Here is a 21,921-nt window from a genome sequence, read left to right as displayed (position 1 = left end):
GATTATTTTGTAACTTTAAGTTTTTAAAATAATAATAATTATGGATTTTACCTATTTAATAATAATTGGAGGAATTGCTCTTTTCAGTTGGTTAGTAAGTGCAAGACTAAAAAGCAAGTTTGCTCACTATTCAAAAATTCATTTGCGAAATGGAATGAGTGGAGCAGAAATTGCTGAAAAAATGTTAACAGATAATGGTATTTATGATGTAAAAGTAATTTCTACACCTGGTCAATTAACAGACCATTACAATCCTATAAACAAAACCGTTAATTTAAGTGAAGCAGTATATAACCAAAGAAACGCTGCAGCTGCAGCTGTTGCGGCTCACGAATGTGGACATGCAGTTCAACATGCACAAGCATATAGTTGGCTAACCATGCGTTCAAGAATGGTTCCTTTGGTGAACATTTCTTCAAGCATGTCACAATGGTTGATTATGGGTGGTTTAATTTTAGGATTTGCAGTTAAAACGAGTATTGGTTTTTATGTAGCTGTTGCAGGTTTAATTTTAATGGCTATAGCAACTACTTTTAGTTTTATTACATTACCAGTAGAATATGATGCAAGTAATAGAGCATTAGCATGGTTAAAGAATAAAAACATGTTAAGTCAGCAAGAGTTTGCTGGTGCTGAAGATTCCTTAAAATGGGCTGCAAGAACTTATGTGGTTGCTGCTTTAGGAGCATTAGCTTCACTTTTATATTGGGCTTTTAGAATTTTAGGTTCTAGAGATTAATATATAAAAGCAATAAATAATAGAAATGCCAAATTCTTTATTAGAATTTGGCATTTCTATTTTAACACATTAATTTTCTAACTTCTAACTTCTAACTGTATTTGTCTATCTATTTGTTGATCTAGTGAAATAAACGTTTCTGTTCTCGAAACTCCTTTTATCGCCTGAATTTTTTTATTTAATAATTGCATTAAATGCTCATTATCTTTACAAATAATTTTAATTAAAATACTCCAATTTCCAGTAGTATAATGGCATTCTAGTACTTCTGGTATTTTCTTTAATTCTCTTACAGCATCTGAATTACTAGAGGCTTTGTCAAGATAAATGCCTACAAATGCCATAGTAGAATAACCTAATACTTTAATATCAACGGTAAATTTTGAACCAGAAATTACACCAGCTTGTTCAAGTTTTCTAAGTCTTTGGTGAATGGCTGCACCTGAAATTCCTATTTTTTTTGCAATTTGTAAAATAGGTTTTCTGGCATCTTCCATTAAATCTCTCAATATTTCTTTATCAATACCGTCAATTTCAATTTGTAGCTGATTTATCCTCATATTAATTCTATTTGTAAGCTATATAGTGTAAAAATAAGTTTTTATAAATAAAAAATCCGAAATTAATTAAAATTTCGGATTTCATAATGTTACTATTTTTTTAGCTGCTAACATTTAAAGGATTATACCCTAAATAATCTACAGGCATTTCCTTAAAAACAACTCCATAATCTTCTAATTCTTTTAGTATAGGAGTGTAAATCTCTTTAGAAATAGGTAATTGTACACCAGGTGTTTTAATTTCTCCATTTAAAATTTTTAAAGTAGCTATTGCAACAGGTAGGCCAACAGTTTTTGCCATTGCTGTATAGGTTTGATCATCACCAATACAAACCATAGTGGAGTCAATTTGTTTTTTTTCATTGTTAATAACATATCCAAATTTATGATACATAACAATCATATCTTTATCATGTGGTCGTAAAGTCCATTTTTCTGATAAAATTTTCTCTAGAACTTGAGCAGGAGTGGCATTTTTTAGGGCTACATTTTTATCTGCATTAAATAAATCTAATTCTAAAAGTTTATCCCAAATAATATCATCTTGGTCAATTTTTTGAGCATGTCTCAATTTAATTTCTACCGTATCTGTTGGATGATAAGGTAAAAAAGAATTTGTAAACTCGCGATAAGTCATTTCTTCAGAATTATCTATTGTATAAGAATCATCTGTCATTCCTAACTGAACTAAAATGTCCCACGCTCTAGAATAACCCACTCTTCGTATTGTTCCTCTATATACAGTTAAAGCATCGTCTAAACCATAAACACTTCTGTATTTCAAAGAATCTCTGTTTGCATAGGCTTCAAAACGACCAAAACCTTCAACTTCTAAAAATTCGGTTCTTCTAAATAATTTATTATAAGGAATGTATTTATAAGTACCTTCTTGAATAAATTTGGCTGCACCACCTTGCCCTGCTAAAACTACATTTCTAGGATTCCAAGTAAATTTATAATTCCAAAGATTATCATCACTTTCTGGAGCGACTAGTCCGCCACAAAAAGATTCAAATAATATCATTTTTCCACCTTTTTCTCTAATTTCATCTATGATTTTCATAGCACTCATATGGTCTATGCCTGGATCTAAACCTATTTCATTCATGAAAACTAATCCACTTTCTTTAACCTGTGTATCCAATTCTTGCATAGCTGAGCTAATGTAAGAAGCTGTTACCATATGTTTTTTGTAGGTAAGACAATCTTTGGCAACTTCAATATGCATGTGTGCTGGTAACATAGAAACAACAATGTCTGCTTTTTGAATTTCTTCTTTTCTTTGTTCTGAATTTAGTATATCAAAAGCAATAGGTCTTGCATTAGGATGATTGTTGGTTTTCTTTTGAGCTAATTCTAAAGATAAATCAGCAATAGTTATATGTAATTGTTCTTTTTCTGATTTGTCTAATAAATATTTGATTAAGGAAGATGCACTTCTTCCAGCACCAATAACTAATATGTTTCTCATTATGATTATTTACAAAAATATCACACGAAGGTAATAAAATGTTATATTTATAAAAAATTTTTACTCTTATTTTATGTTTTCTAATGCTTGTTTTTGATTAAAATGATACTAGTAAGTTTAATTTAAAAACAAAAGCGACTATTCTTTTGAACAGTCGCTTTTATATATCTTTTTAAAAAAACTATTTAATTTCTTTTAGATTATTATCAATAAGAGTTACCAAATATTCTTTGTGTGCTTTTGTTGCCAAATCCACAGAATTAGCTAAAGACATCATTTTTCTGATGTTTTTCAAATTATATAGCGCCATAGATTTTACCACATTGGAATTTCTATTTTTAGGATCATTTTTTACAATGTTTATTAATCTATTTGTATATTCAGCTTGTAGGTTTTGTCTAAAAGTATTGATGTTACTATTAGCATCTGCTTTGAAAATGGCATTATTTAAATCGTTCATGAAAGCAGAAAGTTTATATTCATTTCCATACAATTCACTATCCACAATTCTTTGTAAAGTGTTATAATGTAAAATATGATCTAAAATGCTCTCTTGATAGCTTAAGACTTGTGCGTGAATTTTTGGATCTTCTGGACCATTGAAAAAATTATAACCTCTTCTCTGCATTGCTAAGAAATTGTAAAGATCATTTGGTGCACTAAAAGCATTAGGAGAAAAAGCATAGGTTTCTAATGCATTCATGGCTCTTTTTTGGTCTTTTAAGCTAACTGGAGTAAAAGGTTGAGTTCCGTTTTCTTGTCCTGCCATTGCTCTATCCACATAAACACCACCAATATATCTAGAAATAACACCTGCAGCAATTCTTTTTTGATTACTTAATAGGTAATAAATTCTTCTTAATTCTTGGAATGATTCACCAGTTTTAGTAAACTTTGTCTTTGCTTCTTTCATCATATTATCTACTAATATAAATCGGTCAATTGAATAACTAATAGGATCATTAGATAAATCACCAATCATAACTCTAGGGTCAATTGCTTTTCCTGGTGAACGCATGTCATCTGCATCATTACCGAATATTAATTCTGGTTGAGTAGATTTGTTTAGTAATGTTCTTTTTTCAAGCTCTGATTTAAAAGGAGTATAACCAAATTCTATCGCCCAAACATCATAAGGTCCTACAGAAGTGTCATAATACTGTCCTTGTTTTGTTCTGTCTAAAGATATATTAATGTCTGCATAATCCATTACAGATCCAGTTAAGGCTTTTCCTTTGATGAAATTTGGATTGCTTAATTGTTCAGGGGAAAAAATATGACTGGCTTTCATATTATGATTTAAACCTAGTGTATGTCCTACTTCATGCATAACCAAAGCTAACATAGATTCTTTTTTCATTCTAGCCATTTCTAAATCTGATGCAGCAGCACTGCTTAAAAGAGCTTGCCCAAACATAGTATTTTCATGCATTATATGCCCTAAGGAACATAATTTATGATTGTTTTTAGCTAAATCAATTTCAGTGTTTTTTGAAGTGGCAGATAAATCAAATACTTTATCATAAAGTACTCTATTTGTAAAATGTACATATTCTAACATGATATCAGCTCCTAAAATTTCACCAGTTATAGGATTCACAAAACTGGGTCCATAACCACCAAAGACAGGATCGGGTGATGAAGTCCATCTTAAAACGTTGTATCTAATATCACCAGCATCCCAAGTAGCATCATCAGGTTGTATTTTCACTACCATAGCATTTTTAAAACCAGCTTGCTCAAAAGCTTTATTCCATTCTAATACTCCTTCAGCAATAGTTTCTCTCCATTCAACAGGAGTTGTGTTTTCTATCCACCATGTTATGGGTGTAACTGGTTCTGAAATGGGAGCATTTGGGTCTTTTTTAACCAAATTCCATCTGTGAATTAAATCTCTATAAGGAGTTGAGGAAGTAGAAGTTTGATCATTAACTTGGGTTGTAAAATAACCCACTCTAGGGTCGTCAAAACGAACTTCAAAATCATTTTCTGGTATTGCAATTAAGCTGTGATATACTTTTATACTCACATTTCTACCATCAGATATGGAGTTAGATCCATTATTTAAAACGGAAGGATTTGAATAAACATATTCAACAGCAATATCTGTGTTTTCAGGATAATTTCTAATGGCATTTATTTTTGTTTTGTCTTTGTCTAAACTTCCTAATGAAAATGAAAAAGGAGAAGATGTAGGCGATTTAGAAGGTTTAATTTGAGATAATGTTTCTTTTAAAAAAAGATCATTTGCAGAAATTAAGTATATGTTTTTAGTTGTATCAAAAGCTAAAACTTTTTCGCTAGACATGTTCCCTTTGCTCAAATTAGCATCTTGAGATTTTGAAATTGGATTGTTAGGGTCAAAATAAAAAGAAGTATTTTGTGTGATGAATTCAATTTTATCAAAATATTTTTCAATTTTAAAAACAATTGATTGCCCATAAGAACCTCTAAACTGTCCTATATCTGCAGCACCATCGGCAATTTGGTTAAAATAAATAAAATCTTTACCTATTTGGTCTTCGCTAATCAGCATCTGAATACTACCAGTTACTGTATCTTGGTAGATTGTAAAAAGACCTTCTATTTTTTTACTTTGTTTGACTAGTTCTTCAATGGTCTTTTTTTCTGGTATTTTTGTTTTAGCGGCTAAAGCAGCAGCTTCTTTTTCTTTCTTTTTTCTTCTACTTTGCGCTTCTGTTGTTTGTCCTTGAAATAGAAAAAAACAGATTAGGAATGCAGAGAAAATACGTTTACTTGTTTTAAATGTATTAGTTTTCATTATTCGTTATTGATTGATTTAATAACTTGCAATATAAAAAAAAACAGAAAATGATATTTTCTCTAAAAGTTAAAAATTATATAAAGTGTAAAATGAATATTTTAAGATAATAGATTGAAAATGAAGTTATTTTTACCAAAGTAAGAATTATGAATTAATAAGGCAGTGATTCTAATTCATAATATATTTTTTACCTTTACATATATTAAAATATTTAAATAATGGAAAAGAAAATCCTATTAACTGCCCTAATAATGGGAATTGTTGCAATTGTTTTAGGTGCCTTTGGAGCACATGGATTAAAAAAAATACTATCAACGGATCAATTAACCACTTTTGAAGTAGGTGTTCGTTATCAAATGTACCATGCTTTGTTTTTACTGTTTGTGGTTAATAATTCTTTTTTAACTTTAAAAGAGAAAGCTGTTGTGTTTTATCTAGCATTAGTTGGAGTTATACTTTTTTCAGGTTCTATCTATTTATTATCAACAAGTACTATTACTTCAATAAAAACAAAAAATATTGGTCCTCTAACACCTTTAGGTGGATTACTGCTAATTGCTTCATGGAGTTATATGTTTTATTGTGTTTTACTAAAAAATAAGATTTAATTCTTCATTCTAAAATTAAATTTATAATTTTGCACTTTAAAACATACACAACATAACTCATTTTTTATGAATAGCTACGCCCAAATTACGAAAACGATTTCGTTGGAAAAATATGGAATTAGAAACGCGTCACAAATAATTTACAACCCTTCATATGAGTTTTTATATAAGGAAGAATTAAGTGAGGGTTTAACTGGATTCGAAAGAGGTCAATTATCAGAACTTGGAGCTGTTAATGTTATGACTGGAGAATTTACAGGTCGTTCCCCAAAAGACAAATATATTGTAAAAGATGATGTTACCAAAGATACAATTTGGTGGACTTCTGATAAGGCTGTAAATGATAATAAGCCTATTTCAACAGATACTTGGAATGCTCTTAAAGAAACTACTACAAATCAATTATCGGGGAAAAGACTTTACGTTGTAGATGCTTTTTGTGGTGCAAATGAAGATACTCGATTGAAAGTTCGATTTATAATGGAAGTTGCATGGCAGGCACATTTTGTAAAAAATATGTTTATTAGACCAACAGAAACGGAATTAGAGAATTTTGGAGAGCCAGATTTCATTGTTATGAATGCTTCTAAAGCTTCTTTTAAAGATTATGAAAAATACAATTTGAACTCTGAAGTTTATGTGGCTTTTAATTTAACTGAAAGAATTCAATTAATAGGAGGAACATGGTATGGTGGTGAGATGAAGAAAGGAATGTTTTCCATGATGAACTATTATTTGCCATTACAAGGAGTTGCTTCTATGCATTGCTCGGCTAATAAAGGGAAAGATGGTGATGTTGCGGTTTTCTTTGGTTTATCTGGAACAGGAAAAACAACTCTTTCTACAGATCCTAAAAGAGAATTAATAGGAGATGATGAGCACGGATGGGATAATGATGGTGTTTTCAATTTTGAAGGAGGTTGTTATGCGAAAACCATCGACTTAAGTGCTGAAAATGAACCAGATATTTATAAAGCTATTAAAAAAGATGCTTTATTAGAAAATGTTACCCTTGATTCCAATGGAAAGATTGATTTCACTGATGGTTCTGTAACTCAAAATACTCGTGTTTCTTATCCAATTAATCACATAGAGAATATTGTAAAACCTGTTTCAAAAGCAGGTCATGCTACTAAAGTAATTTTCTTAACAGCAGATGCGTTTGGAGTAATGCCTCCAGTTTCAAAATTAACACCAGAACAAACGAAATATTATTTCTTATCTGGATTTACTGCTAAATTAGCTGGAACAGAGAGAGGAGTAACTGAACCACAACCTACTTTCTCAGCATGTTTTGGTAAAGCATTTTTGTCATTACATCCTACAAAATATGGTGAGGAATTAGTTAAGAAAATGGAAGAACACAATGCTACTGCATATATGGTTAATACAGGTTGGAATGGTACAGGGAAACGTATATCTATAAAAGATACGAGAGCAATTATTGATGCTATTTTAGACGGTTCAATAGAAAAAGTAGAAACTAAAACCGTACCTATTTTTAATTTTGAAGTACCAGTTTCTTTACAGCATGTAAATCCAGCTATTTTAGATCCTAGAGATACTTATGAAGTTCCAAGTAAGTGGGAAGAGAAAGCAAAAGATTTAGCTAGTAGATTCGTTAAGAATTTTGAACAGTATACAGATAATGTTGAAGGTCAGCAATTAGTGAAAGCTGGTCCAATGTTATAAAATAAAAATAAATAATTAAAAAGGGTTCTAAATAATTTTAGAACCCTTTTTTTATGATTAATAAAGAATAATTATTTCCCTTTATTTACTTCAACTATATATTTCTCAAGAGCACCAGTCATTGATGGCGTTCCTGGAGAAGGAGCCATTATGTCAACTCGTAAGCCACTATCAATAGCTTCTTTTTGAGTAGTTGTACCAAAAACTGCTATACGTGTATTATTTTGTTTAAAATCAGGAAAATTTTTGAAAAGCGATTTTATTCCTGTAGGGCTAAAAAAAGCGAGAACATCATAATATACATCTTTTAAATCTGATAAATCACTCATTACAGTTTTGTAAAAAATAGCAGGAGTCCAAGAAATTTTCAAGCTATCTAGTGTTTGAGGAATATCATAATTTAATTGATCGGAAGCTGGTAGTAAGAATTTCTCATCTTTATACTTCTTAATTAAAGGTGCTAAATCCACAAAGTCTTTTTGGCCAACATAAATTTTTCGCTTTCTATATACAACATAACGTTGTAGGTAAAAAGCAACCGCTTCAGATTGACAAAAATACCTCAAGTCCTCGGGAACTTTAAAACGCATTTCTTCAGCAACTCTAAAAAAATGATCTACAGAATTTCTGCTCGTTAGAATAATAGCAGTAAAATTATTTAAATCTATTTTCTGGGCTCTAATTTCTTTTGCAGGAACACCTTCTACATGTATAAAAGGTCTGAAGTCAACTTTAACTTTAAGTTTGTTTTGTAACTCAAAATAGGGGGAATTCTCTACTTTAGGTTCTGGTTGTGAAACCAAAATTGTTTTCACTTTTAAATTTGACATACGCTTTGTTCTAATTTTTTGTAATAAAATAATAGATAAAATAGTAAGGTGCTATTTCAAGGGTGCAAAGATATAAAATAAAATAAAATATTTTGCGTAATACTAAATTTTGATACATTTTTAAAGCAACAAAATAGGTTGTTAAGTTGGTAATTATGATAATAGTTACAATTCCATAGTAAATCCAGTCTTTATTAAGAATAGGATTGTAATAAAGTATCACATTAATTGGTAAAAGTAAGAAGCCAAAATAAGTTCGATAACTGACTTTTAATAAATTAAATTGCTCATTAAATTCTTCAATTTTAAAAGAAGTAGCTATAATCTTCTCAATTAAATACTTTGATAGTATAAATACAGCAAGAAAAGTAAAAATTTGAAGAAAGAGTATACCTTCACTTGTTTTTGTAAATTTAAATTGTTTTAGTAATAAAAGAATGAAAAATGCAAATGAAAAAAGCTGAACGAAAAACATCGAGATGGTAAAACTACTCATCAAATTACTCGTGTCTTTGTAAATTTTAGTATATTTATCTGAAATAGCTAATTTAACAAATTCATTAAAACGAGCTTGAAATACGTTTTTATTTATTCCTATAACAAGAAAACTCAGGACAAATAAAATTGTTGCCCAGTCTTTAAAGTGAATGACTCTCTCTTGAAATTGTATTGCTAGCATTTGTGGCAAATTTACAAAAATTAACTTCAAATAATTATTATAAATTTATTAAGAGATAAACTTAAGAAATAGTTTATTTTTGTATCCGAAAATTAAATTAAATAATGTTGAAGGCAATAGTAGTCATACCTACATATAATGAGATAGAAAATATTGAGAGTATTATAAAAGCAATATTTTTATTGAATACGACTTTTCATGTTTTAATTGTTGATGATAATTCCCCAGATGGAACTTCGAAATGTGTTGAAGAATTACAGTCTGTATTTAAAGAGAGACTTTTTCTTTCAGTTAGACCAAAAAAATCTGGATTAGGAACAGCTTATGTTCATGGGTTTAAATGGGCTTTAAGTCAAGGATATGATTATATTTTTGAAATGGATGCAGATTTTTCACATAATCCAAATGATTTAGAAAGACTCTTGCATGCATGTCAATCAGAAAATGCTGATGTAGCTATTGGATCTAGATACTCTACAGGAGTAAATGTGGTCAATTGGCCTTTAAGTAGAGTTTTGATGTCTTACTTTGCTTCAGTGTATGTGAAGTTGATTACTGGCATGAAAATACACGATGCAACAGCTGGGTTTATTTGCTATAAAAAAATTGTTTTAGAAAAAATCAATTTAGATAGAATAAAATTCATTGGTTATGCGTTTCAGATAGAAATGAAATATAGAGCTTATGTTCAAAAGTTCAAAATTGTAGAAGTCCCTATAATTTTTACAGATAGAACTAAAGGACAATCAAAAATGAGTGGCTCAATCATTAGAGAAGCTGTTTTTGGTGTAATATTATTGCGAATAAGAAAAATTTTTAACAAATTATAATGAGTACTTTTTTAATTAAAAATGCAAAGATTGTTAATGAAGGAGTTGTTTTTGAAGGAGATGTGTTAATTGAAAACGAATTCATAAAAGAAATTGCAGAGCAAATAAGTTTGAAATCATCTGATTGCGTTATTATTGATGCAGAAGGAAGTTATTTAATACCAGGAGCTATAGATGATCAAGTTCATTTTAGAGAGCCAGGATTAACACACAAAGGAACAATAGCAACTGAGAGTAGAGCAGCTATAGCAGGAGGAATTACTTCTTTTATAGAACAGCCTAACACTATACCTAATGCTATAACACAGGAATTATTAGAAGATAAATATAAGATAGCTGCAGAAACTTCTTATGCGAATTATTCTTTTATGATGGGTGGAACCAATGATAATTTGGACGAAGTATTAAAAACAAATCCTAGAAATGTTGCTGGAATAAAATTGTTTTTAGGTTCTTCAACAGGTAATATGCTTGTGGATAATCAAGAAGTATTAGAGAAGATATTTTCATCTACTAAAATGCTAATTGCTGTTCATTGTGAAGATGAAGCAACTATAAAAGCAAATTTAGAGAAGTATAAAGAGCAATATGGAGAAGATATTCCTGTGAAATACCATCATTTAATTAGGAGTGATGAGGCTTGTTATTTATCTTCTTCAAAAGCAATTGCTTTGGCTAAAAAAACGGGGGCAAGATTGCATGTTTTTCATTTATCTACAGCTAAGGAAATAGAGTTGTTTACCAATAAAATTCCATTGGAACAAAAACAAATTACAGCAGAAGTTTGTGTACATCACCTTTGGTTTAGTAACGAAGATTATGAAAATAAAGGCTCTTTGATAAAATGGAATCCTGCTGTAAAAACGGTTGATGATAGAGAAGCGCTATGGAATGCGTTATTAGATGATAGAATTGACGTTATAGCAACCGATCATGCTCCACATACATTAGAAGAAAAAATTAATCCATATACAAGTTGTCCTTCTGGTGGACCATTAGTACAACATGCAGTTGTTGCAATGTTTGAAGCTGTTCATAGAGAAAAAATTTCTGTGGAAAAAGTAGTGGAAAAAATGTGCCACAATCCAGCTAAAATTTTCAAAATAGAGAAAAGAGGTTTTATAAAAGAGGGTTATTATGCTGATTTAGCAATAGTAAATCCTCATTTACCATGGAATGTAAAAAAGGAAAATATTTTGTATCATTGTGGTTGGTCTCCATTTGAAGGAACCAATTTTAAATCTAGAGTTACTCATACATTCGTTAATGGGAAACTGGTTTATGCTAATGGAAGAATCAAAGAAGTAAAAGCAGCACAAAGATTGTTGTTTGAAAGAGAATAATTATGAAAAGACTTGTTTTTTTTTTGTTACTAGTTTCAATTTCGTGTAATGAAAGTCCGGTTCCAAAACCAGATAATTTACTGGACGAAGAAATCATGGTAGATATATTATATGATACTGCTTTGCTTCAAGCAGCAGAAGCTTATTTGCCTAATAAATTAACTGAAAATAAAATTAGAATTAAAAATTATATTTATTTAAAGTACAACATAGACAGTACTACTTATTATCAAAATCAGCTTTATTATGCTTCTGATTTTAAAAAATATAAAAGTATGTATAAAAAGGTTTCAGAAAGGTTAGAAAAAGAAAAAACATTAATTGATACTTTAGTAGCTAAAGAAGACAAAAATAGTCCAGAAAAGTCACCTTTGAAAAAAAGAAAATTTAATAATAATTTTTTGAAAGTGAATAAAGATACTCTTTCATATCAATAAAGGAATAGTTTAGCTTTTCTTTAATTTTAATGCTACTGTATTCACTTTTGTTATGTGATGCTAAACCAGCTTGTTTAGTAAATTTTCTTTTTCTGCCTGATAATTTAGATAATAACCAGTCCATTTTCCAAGCAAAATTTGTAAGGGTTTTGTTGGCATTTATAAAAGGTCTTTTTAATTTCATTGCATCAGCAATCCAAAATAAAATGTTTTCAAAAGTTACGTTTTCTGCAATAAGAGTAAAACGTTCTCCAGTTGTATTTTGCTTCATTAATAAATGCATAATAGAAACAACATCTTCAACAGCAATAATTCCTACTTTTCCTTTTGTGTAGAAAGTCATTCCTTTTTTTATGGAATTTAAAATAAGACTACTGCCTTGTTTTGGAAAACCATAACCAAAAATTACTCCTGGATTTACAATAACAACCTTTAAACCCTCTTGGTGACTTCTCCATACTTCCATTTCTGCACCAAATTTAGATATGGCATAATCACTATGTAGCTTTTCAGGATTCCATTCGGTTTCTTCGGTAATTATAGATTCATTTTCTTTAGCATCACCCAAAGCAGCTATTGAGCTCACATAACAAAGTTTTTTAATCTTAAAATCCAAACAACAATTTACTACATTGGCAGTACCTTCAATATTTGTTTTACGAAGGTTTTCCTCATCTTTTGGATCAAATGAAATTAGTGCGGCACAATGATATACTTCTGTAATATTTTCAAAAGCAATTTCTAGAGAAGGAATGTCTGTTATGTCACCTTGAATCCAATTGATTTTATCGAATAAATCTAATTGGTTTTTAAAGAGAAAAACATTTTTTACAGCTTCAATTTTGTTCTTATTTCTATATAAAGCTTTAACTGTTTCATTTTCTTGAAGCAGTTGAATAAGTAAATGTGAACCTACTAAACCTGTTGCACCAGTAACTAATATCATGTTGTAAAGATAAAAAAACTTTTAAATGCTGTTTTTTTAAACAGCTAAACTTTTAAACTTTTAAACTAAAAACTATCTTTGCCAAAATTAATTAGAGAAATGAAGAATTTAGTAGAAGAATTACGTTGGAGAGGTTTGTTTCATGATATGATGCCTGGAACAGAAGAACAATTACTAAAAGAAGCAACTACAGCTTATATTGGTTTTGATCCTACAGCAGATTCTTTACATATAGGAAGTTTAGTGCAAATTATTTTATTAATGCATTTAAGGAGATTTGGACACAAAGCTATTGCGTTAGTAGGTGGTGCAACTGGAATGATAGGTGATCCGTCAGGGAAATCTAATGAGCGTAATTTATTAGATGAAGCGACATTAAATCATAATGTTAATGGAATAAAAGGAGTTTTGTCTCGTTTTTTAGATTTTGATGCTAAAGATGAAAATGCTCCAATATTAGTTAATAATTACGATTGGATGAAAGATTTTTCATTTATTGATTTTGCTCGTGATGTTGGAAAACGCATCACAGTAAATTATATGATGTCTAAAGATTCTGTAAAAAAACGTTTAAGCGGAGAAGAAGGAGCAGAAGGAATGAGTTTTACAGAGTTTACATACCAATTAATTCAAGGATATGATTTTTACCATTTAAATAAAGAATATAATTGTTTATTACAAATGGGAGGAAGCGATCAATGGGGAAATATTACTACAGGAACAGAATTAGTGCGTAGAATGAATGTAGGCAATGATGAGGTTTCAAAAGCTTATGCTTTAACAACACCATTAATTACAAAAGCAGATGGTTCTAAATTTGGAAAATCTGAAGGTGGAAATGTGTGGTTAGATGCAGATAAAACAACTCCATATACTTTTTACCAATTTTGGTTAAATGCTACTGATGCTGATGCCGAAAAATACATTAAAATTTTTACATTTTTGGACCAAGAAACAATTGAGAACTTAATTACAGAGCATAATATTGATAGAGGAGCTAATATTTTACAAAAGAAATTAGCGGAAGAATTAATGCTTTTAGTGCATTCTAAAGAAGATTTAGATATTGCAATTTTTGCATCTCGAGCTTTTTTTAGTAAAGACATGACCGATTTGAATAATATGAACGAAAGTGAATTATTAAACATTTTTAGAGGTATTCCAATGGTAGAAATTTCAAGAGCAGAATTTAACGAAGGATTAGATATTATTGAGGCATTGGCTACTAAAACAAATTTCTTAAAATCAAACAGTGAAGCTAGAAGAGAATTGAAGCAGAATTCAGTTTCTTTGAATAAAACAAAAGTAACTGAAGAAAGAGTTATTACAGATGAAGATTTAATTAACAATCAGTTTTTGTTATTACAAAAAGGAAAGAAAAATTATTATGTAATTAGAGTAGTTTAATTTACAAAACCATTAAATTACATCCTCTAATATCAGAGTTATCAAAACGTCCCAACACTTCGAAAGAATGGTTGGGATATTTTTTCCCCAAATCTTGCGTAGCTATAAACGAACAGGAATTTATGTTTGCCAAATCAATTACGTTAATTCCTCCAGTTTTTCCAGCATCAACATAAGATAATGCATCTTCTGTATCTCTTGTAAGAATTTGCATCCAAGGAGGACATTCAAAAATACCATTTCCTAAGGAATAGGCTTGCGATAATAATTCAGTCATACCATATTCAGAATGAATGACTGGAACACCAAAACCTTTGCATAAGATTTCATGTAATTCTTCTCTAATGATTTCTTTTCGTTTGCCTTTCATACCACCAGTTTCCATGATAATAGTATTCTTTAATTGAAATTGATGTAGTTCAATTAAATCCAATAAGGCATAAGTTACACCTATTAAAATAACGTTTTGACCAGATGTGTCCAATTCTATTAATTTGGTAACTAATTCATGGTAATTCTTCAAATAAAATCCTGAATCTGGATGATTGCTACTTTGAATTAAATCATCAACCATGTAAATTAAAGAAGAACCTTCACGATCTAAATAAGATGGAAGTAAGGCTAAAACACAATAATCTTCAATATTGCCATAAAACTCAGAAAAACCTTTGCGGTAACTTTGTTCGTAAACAGAAAGGTCAGTTATAAAATGTTTACTAGTTTCCATTCCTGTGGTGCCACTACTTGTAAAAGTTTCTTGAATGGTTTCAGTTGAACTAATGATTTTGTGGCTTTTAAAAAATTGAATAGGCAAAAACGGAATTTCTAAAATCGATTTCACATTGGATTTATCCTTTTTCAAAAAAGCACAAAATTCTTGATAGACATTATTGTTATCATATTGGTATCGAAAAACTTTAAGTGCTAGTTTTTCAAAATCTCTTTTGCTTGAAATGGTCAATATATCTTCCGTTGAAATCATCGTTTTCTCTTGTCACTGATTAATATCAGAATCTTTGCAAAAGTATAAAATAAAAAAAGCACCAACGATATATATTGGTGCTTTTATGCTTTTTGAGATTCTGAAATCGAAGATTCAACGGAGTTAAATAAATTCAGAATGACAATAGTATTATTTTACTACTAATTTTCTTGTAGCAGTTTTTCCTTCTTCAGTAACTTTAACAATGTAAATTCCAGCGTTTAAGTTTCCTGTGTTGAATGTATTGTTAACCACATTTCCTTTTGCTACTTCTTTTCCTAAGATATCAAAAATTTGAACAGTCATAGTGTTATTAGCAGTAGAAGAGAAGTTTAATGTATTTCCAGATAAAGGATTTGGATACATTGTTAAACCATCAATTGCATTGAAAGATTTAGTTGATAAAGTTAAATCGCTTAAATCACGAGCAACAACTTGAGCAGTTCCATTAAATTCCGCTACTAATACTACGATATTATTTGCGCCTGTTGGAACCAAATCAGTATTAACAACATAATTTGCTTCAGCAAACATAGATCTAAAAGTCATAGTTGCTCCGTCATTAATGTCGTAGTTTGTATTTACAGCAAAAGTTGTTGCACCATTTCCATCAGCAAAAGTAACTCCGTTAATTTGTACTAATTCACTTTCATAAGCTTCAATGTCTCCTAGAATGTCAGCTATAGTAACTATTTGTGGAGTTATTGTGTTAGATGAAGAAAAAACAGTTGCATCTTCTATTGGTAATAATTGTAAAACGCCATTAAAAATTGATGTTTGGCCTCTTAAACCTGCAATTGCATCACCTTCAACCATGGTTGTTGTTATTATTGCAGTGTTATCATCAATTAATATACCAGCTGTAGCATCTTGAATATACTTTTGATTTCTTGTTGCTCTTGCATAAGTAATAATTGGATTTCCAGTAACTTCATAATATCTACCTGCTCCATTTGTAATTACATCTGCTCTTAAAGTAGCAATGTCTGTAACAGGTATAAAACTTGCAATAGAGAAACTCACTGTTGCCGTAACAGGAGTTGATAAAGGAGCTCCGGTATTGTCTACTAATTCTAATTCAACTGTGTATGATTGACCTTGAGTGACAGGTATAGTTATGTCTGTAGTGTCAAATTTATCAATAGCAGTTGCTCCATTTATGCTGTAAGTTAAATGCCCATCTCCAGTTCCGTTAGCAACATTGAAGTTTAATACATTCATACTAACGTTTACATTAGTTGTGTTTGGTGCGTACATAGTTGCATTAGCAGGAGAAGAAATAGACAATGAAGGGGTAGGTGTTCCGCTAAAAGAAGTCCAAACAATATTGTCTATAACAGTTTGCCTGTTAGTTGTAGTTACACCAACGTTTTTAATTGTAATGACAACGCTACCAGGTTGATTTATATCAAAATTGAAGTCATAAACAGTTGTTTCAGATACTGTTCCAAATGCAGGAGTTGTTGTAACCGCAACACCATTCACCAAAATTTCCAATTGTCTTTCGGTATTTCCTGTAAATGCTTTTCTATATTGAAAAGATAAATTTCCAACACCTCCAGGGATAGTTGCTTGTAAGTAACTATCTGACGCTCTTCTAAGCATTAGACCATTTCCGTCAATTCCATAAGTTTCTTCGTTTCTTGAATGACCGTATGACCATGTGAAGCCATCGTTTCCTGTGAAATTACCATCAGCATAAGTCGCAGTAGCAGTAGAATTAGTAAAGTCTTCACTCCCTTGCGAGTATGTTACTAAAGAAAATAAAGAAAATAATAAAAAGTAAATTTTTTTCATTTTTAAGTTTTTTAAATGTGTACAAATATAAGAACTATTTTCTTTTGAAAGAAAATAGCTGTGTAAAATTATGGTTAAATAAGGGTATTGAGGTTTTTGTAACTAATTGATAATTAGCTTTCGAGTAGCAGAGGTTTCTCCTTCTTTTACTTTTACAATATAAACACCAGTATTTAGAGCACTAATGTTGACTTCTTTTGTAGTAACTATAGCTTCAAATACTTTTTTTCCTAAAACATCAAAAATTTCTACTTTTTTTTCTAAACCTAGTTTTGAGGTAATGTAGATTTTTCCAGTGTTTACAGGATTAGGATAAATAGTTAGGCCCTCAATTGATGGCTCTTGAGTTCTACTAGTACTTACATTGCTTTTACTATTCTGTGATAATATATCTACAGAAAATAAAAATGTACTGAAAAGAATTATATAAAAGTATTTTTTTATCACTCGCTCTATTTTAAAGGGTAAATATAATCATTTTTTATATTACAATAACAATGCCAAATAAAAAATCCCTCATTTGAGGGATTTTTAACTTTTTGTATAGAAAAATTCTAATTAATTGCGTTTTCTATTATTTTAGAAAGCGTTAATTGAAGAATATTTATTATTGAATTAAACTAGCTCCATTAACAGTACTCCAAGCTCCAGTAGTTAAAGATGCACCAGCAGAAGTTGTTGAAGTAGTCAATTGACCAGATGGGAAAGCAACTGTGAAAGAAGAAGACCCTGAGCCAGTTTGAGTAGTTGAACCAACAATTTTTACATCAGTTAATTTAATTTTATTACCATTAACTTGATTAGTGTTTGTATTTGCATCTTGAATTCTTATAGCAACTCCATTAGCATCATTATAGCCTTCAATTAAAATATTAGAAAAATCTCCATTACCTTCTTTTTTAAATTGAATGGCATCATACTCAACAGAAGCATTTTCTGTTAAAGTACCTGCAGCTCTTTTTAAAGTAATATTTGAAACAACTGGCCAAAAATCATTATTAACTGATTTTGCTTCAATTTCCATTCCAAAATTTCCAGTTACAGTTTGATATGCATACCAGTTAGAATTGTTTTGACCTTTCCATCCATCTTGCCAGTCAAAAGAGTCATCATAATTTCCATATGAAATTAAATTTGTTGCACTTACTGTACCACCATAAAATTCATAACCGTCATCAGCACCTTTATAAGAAACTAAGTGGTCTAAAGTTGTTCCAGAACCAACAGAGTAAAAAGAAAAACCATTCATTTCTCCTGTTCCATCAGTGATTTTTTTACCAGCAAATTCAACTCTTACATATTTTAAAGTTCCTCCATTATGAGTAGGGTTGCTTCCTCCATAAGATAAATTTAGTCCATCTTCTGAAATAGCAGAGGTAACTCCACTTGCACCAACGATAGGCGCATCACCATATATTATAATTCCACCCCAAGATCCTGGAGTTTGAGAAATCTCTGTTAATACAATTGGCTCAGCTGCTGTACCTATAAGTTCTAATTGACCTCCGTTTTCTGCTACTAATGCATCAACTCCATTTGTTGCGTCTGCTGTAATCTTTGAACCTGCAGCAATAGTTAATTTTGCTCCATTTTTAACTTTAACAATTCCTTTTAAAGTATAATTTCCTGTTGGTAAACTTTTATTTGTTGTTATATCTCCAGTTATTTCTCCAGTAACAGGACCGTTATTTGGTGTTTCATCATCATCAGTTGAGCAACCTGTGAAAATTAAGCTTAATAAGGCAGCACTAAATAGTAATTTTTTCATTGTTATGTAGTTTAATAATTTGAAACAAAGGTATATTCAAGAGATTTACTTATTGTTATTCATAAATTATCAAATGATTAAGTAATTTAATGTTTGTTAATTTAAAGTAAATAAAAAACGAAGCGTTTCAAAACTATTGAAGCGCTTCGTTTCGTATTATCAAAAATTTAAGAATCAAATATTTTTTTGCAATTTATTGAAGGATTTTTAGTTCTATTTAAAACTATAAGTTAAGCCCAAAGAGAAGCCTACACCTTTTTTGTATTCTCTCATTATTAATGAGTCTTCAACAATGTTTACAGTACTTTTATCTCCTAATTCATATCTATATGATGGATTTAAAATGTTGTCTACAGAAAATTTTCCGGATAACTTTTCACTAATTTGACTTGACCAAACAAAATCTAATTTATTGAAAGGTTTTTCATAAATATGATCAAGTCCTGCAGTTCCAACTGCATATATTCGATCTCCATATACTCCATATACTAAAGACATTGAGTTTTTTAAATCTTTAGAAAGTTCAAATTCATATTTCAAATCGGCATTGATTAACCATTCTGATGCACCTTGTAAGCTTCTACTATTACTATTTTCTAATGTATTTACAAGTTTATTAACTTTAACATCAGTTTTCATTAAAGAAGTATTAAATCCTATTGAAAAATTATCTAATTGATTACTTATTCTTGATAACTGTAATATAAATTCAAGTTCTGCTCCAAATAGCGTTGCTTGTTCCGAATTACTATAAGTTGTAATTTGACCTCCACTACTTGCTGTTGGAATAAAAATTCTTTCTATTGGGTTATTGATTTGTTTTCCAAATAAACCAACTGCAAACATTTCATTTTTATCGGTAAACATTTCATACTTTAAATCCAAATTATATGATTCTGAATTTTTTAAATTTGGATTTCCTAATTCTACAGTAGCATCTGGATTAACAAACTGAATAGGTAATAATTCCATTGTTACAGGACGAACAATAGTTTTTGATAAAGCAAAACGAATATTGCTTTGGTCATTTAAAGAATATTTGACATTTGCAGAAGGTAATAAATCTAGTTTGTCATTTGAGTCTTTTGAATATGGATCATCAATTGATGCTGAAATTGGTCTAAACTTTATTTCTCTTGTTGTGTTTTCTGCTCTTAAGCCTGCATTTAACTCAATTTTTTTTCCAAAATTCCAAAATAAATTAAAATAACCAGCATTTACAAATTGATCTAACTTTACTTTATAATCTGCATTTGATTCCTCTCTAAAAGCAACTATTCCGTTTGATACATCTTCATTGATTACATCATCAATTGTGTTTAGTTCTGTAATAAACTGAGTAGGAATTAGATTTCTGCCGGCTAATAGTCTATATGTTGATGAAATATTGTTTCTGAAAGAGTTAACTCCAACTGATAGTTTATTTTGTTTTTCGTCTTCTAATTGTCCAAATTTCCAATTATATTCTAATAAACCTGACATATAATAGTTGCCTTTGATTTTTAAATATTGTCGATTGAGGTTATTTCCTCCATAAGAAATATCAATATTTTGATCATCAACCATTGTACCTACAATTGTTTTTCTATCTGGTTGTTCATAATTTGTTTTTACAAATGAACCACCAGCTTTTATACTGTGATTTCCTGATTTTGTTAAGTCATAACCTAATAAAATCTGATTGTTAAAATAATCTGATTGTTCAAATTGATTTAATCTTATTTTAAAATTTGGATTGTTTTCTAAACTGTTCAAGTATCCTAATCCATCTGTTATTAAACTTTCAGTAGAGCGAAGATAAAATGAATTTACAGAAATATATCCTCTATCCGCTTTGTATTTTAAGTTAATTAAGGCAGAATTTGAAGTGTTGTATTTATAATCTTCTCTATTTAGATTCTTGTCATAATTACCTTGTCCTTGATTAAATGTTCTGTCTACTCCTTTTCTTATCGAATATTTGTTATCAGCATTTAACGACATTAAATAACTAAATTTATTGCCATTCTCAAAACTGAATTTATCTGAGTGGTAAAATCCTATGCTTGAATTTATTGGGCTTGATGATTGATCAACATTCCAAGAGTTTTTGTTGTGTGAGTTTTTATATTCAGTAGATGTCATTTGATAACCATTAGGTACTGAACCAAAAACACTAGGCAATTCTCTATCGTTTTTAATTAATCCTAAAGTACCTTGGGTTGTATTTGCATCAGAAGAGATTAAAAACTCTTCACCATTATTCATAGTTGTATATCCAAACCCTATTGATAATTTTGTTTCAGGTTTTGTTGATTCAGAGGTTTCAATATCAATCATTGCTCCTGCAAAGTCACCTGGAATATTTGGGTTAAAAGTTTTGTAAACATTTAAAACACCAACAATATCCGTAGGGAATAAATCCAAAGGAATAATTTTTTTGAAAGGACTGTTAGATGGAGCTTGTAAACCATTAATCAAAAGATTATTGTATCTATCTTCTAGACCACGCACAAAAAGTCCTCTGGATTCAACTTTAGAAATATTGGTAACTTTAGTTAATCCTTCTTCTACATCGCTGATTCCTTTTCTTGACATTTCTTGTGCACCAATAGCTTGTTTAATTTCTACAGCCTTTTGAATGTCTTGTAAAACAGCAGCTTCAGTTTCTTTACTAACTGTATGAGTAATAACCACATCAGCTAGTTGTACTCCACTAGCTGCTAAAGTATAATTGATAACTTTTTTCTCCCCAGCTTTTATTGTGAATGGAATTTCTTTAGTTTCGTAGCCTAAGTATCCTATTTCTAAAACATAGTTTCCTGGTTTTACAGATAAACTGTATTTACCATTGTCATCAGTAGATGTTCCTATTGTTGTTCCCTTAATAAGGACGTTAGCAAAAGGTAATGGTTCGTTGTTGTATTCTTTGTCAGTAATAACTCCGCTTACTGTTCCGTTCTGTGAAAATGTTAACGTAGTTAAAAATAAAAAGCCTAATAAAAATTTTAGTTTCATCGTGTTGTTGAATTTTGTGCAAAGGAACTCCAACTAAGTTACTAGACTGT

General features: G+C 30.0%; 18 protein-coding genes. 7 read left to right on the top strand and 11 right to left on the bottom strand.

The window, feature by feature from the left end:
- Positions 1-40: 40 nt before the first annotated feature.
- Positions 41-739: a zinc metallopeptidase gene (locus tag ACULEV_RS15370; protein WP_445455925.1), complete on the top strand. Its 699-nt coding sequence runs from the start codon at positions 41-43 to the stop codon at positions 737-739.
- A 77-nt stretch (positions 740-816) separates the two neighbouring features.
- Here the strand turns inward: ACULEV_RS15370 and ACULEV_RS15365 are convergent, their stop codons facing one another.
- From ACULEV_RS15365 to ACULEV_RS15355, 3 genes are all read right to left on the bottom strand, one after another.
- A complete protein-coding gene (locus tag ACULEV_RS15365; RefSeq protein ID WP_445455924.1) occupies positions 817-1,299 on the bottom strand; it encodes an Lrp/AsnC family transcriptional regulator in 483 nt (160 codons plus the stop codon).
- A 100-nt stretch (positions 1,300-1,399) separates the two neighbouring features.
- Positions 1,400-2,770 (bottom strand): saccharopine dehydrogenase family protein, encoded by a 1,371-nt coding sequence (locus ACULEV_RS15360; protein WP_445455923.1) that lies wholly within the window; start codon positions 2,768-2,770, stop codon positions 1,400-1,402.
- 181 nt (positions 2,771-2,951) lie between these two features.
- A complete protein-coding gene (locus ACULEV_RS15355) occupies positions 2,952-5,552 on the bottom strand; it encodes a zinc-dependent metalloprotease (protein ID WP_445455922.1) in 2,601 nt (866 codons plus the stop codon).
- Positions 5,553-5,773: 221 nt separating this feature from the next.
- Between ACULEV_RS15355 and ACULEV_RS15350 the strand changes: the two genes are divergently transcribed.
- Entirely contained in the window at positions 5,774-6,163 is a 390-nt protein-coding gene (locus ACULEV_RS15350; protein WP_445455921.1) for a DUF423 domain-containing protein, read from the top strand.
- 66 nt (positions 6,164-6,229) lie between these two features.
- Positions 6,230-7,855 (top strand): phosphoenolpyruvate carboxykinase (ATP), encoded by a 1,626-nt coding sequence (gene pckA / locus ACULEV_RS15345; RefSeq protein ID WP_445455920.1) that lies wholly within the window; start codon positions 6,230-6,232, stop codon positions 7,853-7,855.
- A gap of 71 nt (positions 7,856-7,926) precedes the next feature.
- On the opposite strand, the gene ACULEV_RS15340 is transcribed toward pckA, so the two are convergent.
- Complete coding sequence (locus ACULEV_RS15340) at positions 7,927-8,685, bottom strand: uroporphyrinogen-III synthase (RefSeq protein WP_445455919.1); 759 nt, start codon at positions 8,683-8,685, stop codon at positions 7,927-7,929.
- Positions 8,686-8,695: 10 nt separating this feature from the next.
- Positions 8,696-9,364, bottom strand: a complete 669-nt coding sequence (locus tag ACULEV_RS15335) for a DUF4271 domain-containing protein (protein ID WP_445455918.1) — start codon at positions 9,362-9,364, stop codon at positions 8,696-8,698.
- A 104-nt stretch (positions 9,365-9,468) separates the two neighbouring features.
- Here ACULEV_RS15335 and ACULEV_RS15330 point away from each other — a divergent pair, with 104 nt between their 5' ends.
- From ACULEV_RS15330 to ACULEV_RS15320, 3 genes are read left to right on the top strand one after another with little or no spacing between them, the layout of a single operon-like run.
- A complete protein-coding gene (locus tag ACULEV_RS15330; protein ID WP_445455917.1) occupies positions 9,469-10,194 on the top strand; it encodes a polyprenol monophosphomannose synthase in 726 nt (241 codons plus the stop codon).
- Positions 10,194-11,537 carry a dihydroorotase gene (locus tag ACULEV_RS15325; RefSeq protein WP_445455916.1) on the top strand — a complete coding sequence of 448 codons (1,344 nt, stop codon included), beginning with the start codon at positions 10,194-10,196 and terminating at the stop codon, positions 11,535-11,537. The genes ACULEV_RS15330 and ACULEV_RS15325 overlap by 1 nt, the downstream gene beginning before the upstream one ends.
- A gap of 2 nt (positions 11,538-11,539) precedes the next feature.
- Positions 11,540-11,974: a DUF4296 domain-containing protein gene (locus ACULEV_RS15320; RefSeq protein WP_445455915.1), complete on the top strand. Its 435-nt coding sequence runs from the start codon at positions 11,540-11,542 to the stop codon at positions 11,972-11,974.
- Here the strand turns inward: ACULEV_RS15320 and ACULEV_RS15315 are convergent.
- Positions 11,925-12,920, bottom strand: a complete 996-nt coding sequence (locus tag ACULEV_RS15315) for an NAD-dependent epimerase/dehydratase family protein (RefSeq protein WP_445455914.1) — start codon at positions 12,918-12,920, stop codon at positions 11,925-11,927. The genes ACULEV_RS15320 and ACULEV_RS15315 overlap by 50 nt on opposite strands.
- Positions 12,921-13,019: 99 nt before the next feature.
- Between ACULEV_RS15315 and tyrS the strand changes: the two genes are divergently transcribed.
- The gene (gene tyrS, locus ACULEV_RS15310) at positions 13,020-14,327 is read left to right on the top strand and encodes a tyrosine--tRNA ligase (protein WP_445455913.1); all 1,308 of its coding nucleotides are present in this window, start codon (positions 13,020-13,022) and stop codon (positions 14,325-14,327) included.
- 1 nt (position 14,328) lies between these two features.
- Here the strand turns inward: tyrS and ACULEV_RS15305 are convergent, their stop codons facing one another.
- From ACULEV_RS15305 to ACULEV_RS15285, 5 genes are all read right to left on the bottom strand, one after another.
- Entirely contained in the window at positions 14,329-15,309 is a 981-nt protein-coding gene (locus ACULEV_RS15305; protein ID WP_445455912.1) for a LuxE/PaaK family acyltransferase, read from the bottom strand.
- A gap of 150 nt (positions 15,310-15,459) precedes the next feature.
- Positions 15,460-17,106: a T9SS type A sorting domain-containing protein gene (locus tag ACULEV_RS15300; protein WP_445455911.1), complete on the bottom strand. Its 1,647-nt coding sequence runs from the start codon at positions 17,104-17,106 to the stop codon at positions 15,460-15,462.
- Between the two features lie 102 nt (positions 17,107-17,208).
- The gene (locus ACULEV_RS15295) at positions 17,209-17,553 is read right to left on the bottom strand and encodes a T9SS type A sorting domain-containing protein (protein ID WP_445455910.1); all 345 of its coding nucleotides are present in this window, start codon (positions 17,551-17,553) and stop codon (positions 17,209-17,211) included.
- Positions 17,554-17,713: 160 nt separating this feature from the next.
- Positions 17,714-18,874 carry a hypothetical protein gene (locus ACULEV_RS15290; RefSeq protein ID WP_445455909.1) on the bottom strand — a complete coding sequence of 387 codons (1,161 nt, stop codon included), beginning with the start codon at positions 18,872-18,874 and terminating at the stop codon, positions 17,714-17,716.
- Between the two features lie 213 nt (positions 18,875-19,087).
- A complete protein-coding gene (locus ACULEV_RS15285) occupies positions 19,088-21,871 on the bottom strand; it encodes an outer membrane beta-barrel protein (protein ID WP_445455908.1) in 2,784 nt (927 codons plus the stop codon).
- Positions 21,872-21,921 lie beyond the last annotated feature (50 nt).

The sequence above is a fragment of the Flavobacterium sp. HNIBRBA15423 genome, from assembly GCF_052655965.1.
This window is presented reverse-complemented; position numbering and strand designations above follow the sequence as displayed.

Bases quoted from the DNA above. Each gene is read 5' to 3' on its own strand.
- ACULEV_RS15370 (WP_445455925.1), top strand. From the start codon at position 41: ATGGATTTTACCTATTTAATAATAATTGGAGGAATTGCTCTTTTCAGT.
- ACULEV_RS15365 (WP_445455924.1), bottom strand. From the start codon at position 1,299: ATGAGGATAAATCAGCTACAAATTGAAATTGACGGTATTGATAAAGAA.
- ACULEV_RS15360 (WP_445455923.1), bottom strand. From the start codon at position 2,770: ATGAGAAACATATTAGTTATTGGTGCTGGAAGAAGTGCATCTTCCTTA.
- ACULEV_RS15355 (WP_445455922.1), bottom strand. From the start codon at position 5,552: ATGAAAACTAATACATTTAAAACAAGTAAACGTATTTTCTCTGCATTC.
- ACULEV_RS15350 (WP_445455921.1), top strand. From the start codon at position 5,774: ATGGAAAAGAAAATCCTATTAACTGCCCTAATAATGGGAATTGTTGCA.
- pckA (WP_445455920.1), top strand. From the start codon at position 6,230: ATGAATAGCTACGCCCAAATTACGAAAACGATTTCGTTGGAAAAATAT.
- ACULEV_RS15340 (WP_445455919.1), bottom strand. From the start codon at position 8,685: ATGTCAAATTTAAAAGTGAAAACAATTTTGGTTTCACAACCAGAACCT.
- ACULEV_RS15335 (WP_445455918.1), bottom strand. From the start codon at position 9,364: ATGCTAGCAATACAATTTCAAGAGAGAGTCATTCACTTTAAAGACTGG.
- ACULEV_RS15330 (WP_445455917.1), top strand. From the start codon at position 9,469: ATGTTGAAGGCAATAGTAGTCATACCTACATATAATGAGATAGAAAAT.
- ACULEV_RS15325 (WP_445455916.1), top strand. From the start codon at position 10,194: ATGAGTACTTTTTTAATTAAAAATGCAAAGATTGTTAATGAAGGAGTT.
- ACULEV_RS15320 (WP_445455915.1), top strand. From the start codon at position 11,540: ATGAAAAGACTTGTTTTTTTTTTGTTACTAGTTTCAATTTCGTGTAAT.
- ACULEV_RS15315 (WP_445455914.1), bottom strand. From the start codon at position 12,920: ATGATATTAGTTACTGGTGCAACAGGTTTAGTAGGTTCACATTTACTT.
- tyrS (WP_445455913.1), top strand. From the start codon at position 13,020: ATGAAGAATTTAGTAGAAGAATTACGTTGGAGAGGTTTGTTTCATGAT.
- ACULEV_RS15305 (WP_445455912.1), bottom strand. From the start codon at position 15,309: ATGATTTCAACGGAAGATATATTGACCATTTCAAGCAAAAGAGATTTT.
- ACULEV_RS15300 (WP_445455911.1), bottom strand. From the start codon at position 17,106: ATGAAAAAAATTTACTTTTTATTATTTTCTTTATTTTCTTTAGTAACA.
- ACULEV_RS15290 (WP_445455909.1), bottom strand. From the start codon at position 18,874: ATGAAAAAATTACTATTTAGTGCTGCCTTATTAAGCTTAATTTTCACA.
- ACULEV_RS15285 (WP_445455908.1), bottom strand. From the start codon at position 21,871: ATGAAACTAAAATTTTTATTAGGCTTTTTATTTTTAACTACGTTAACA.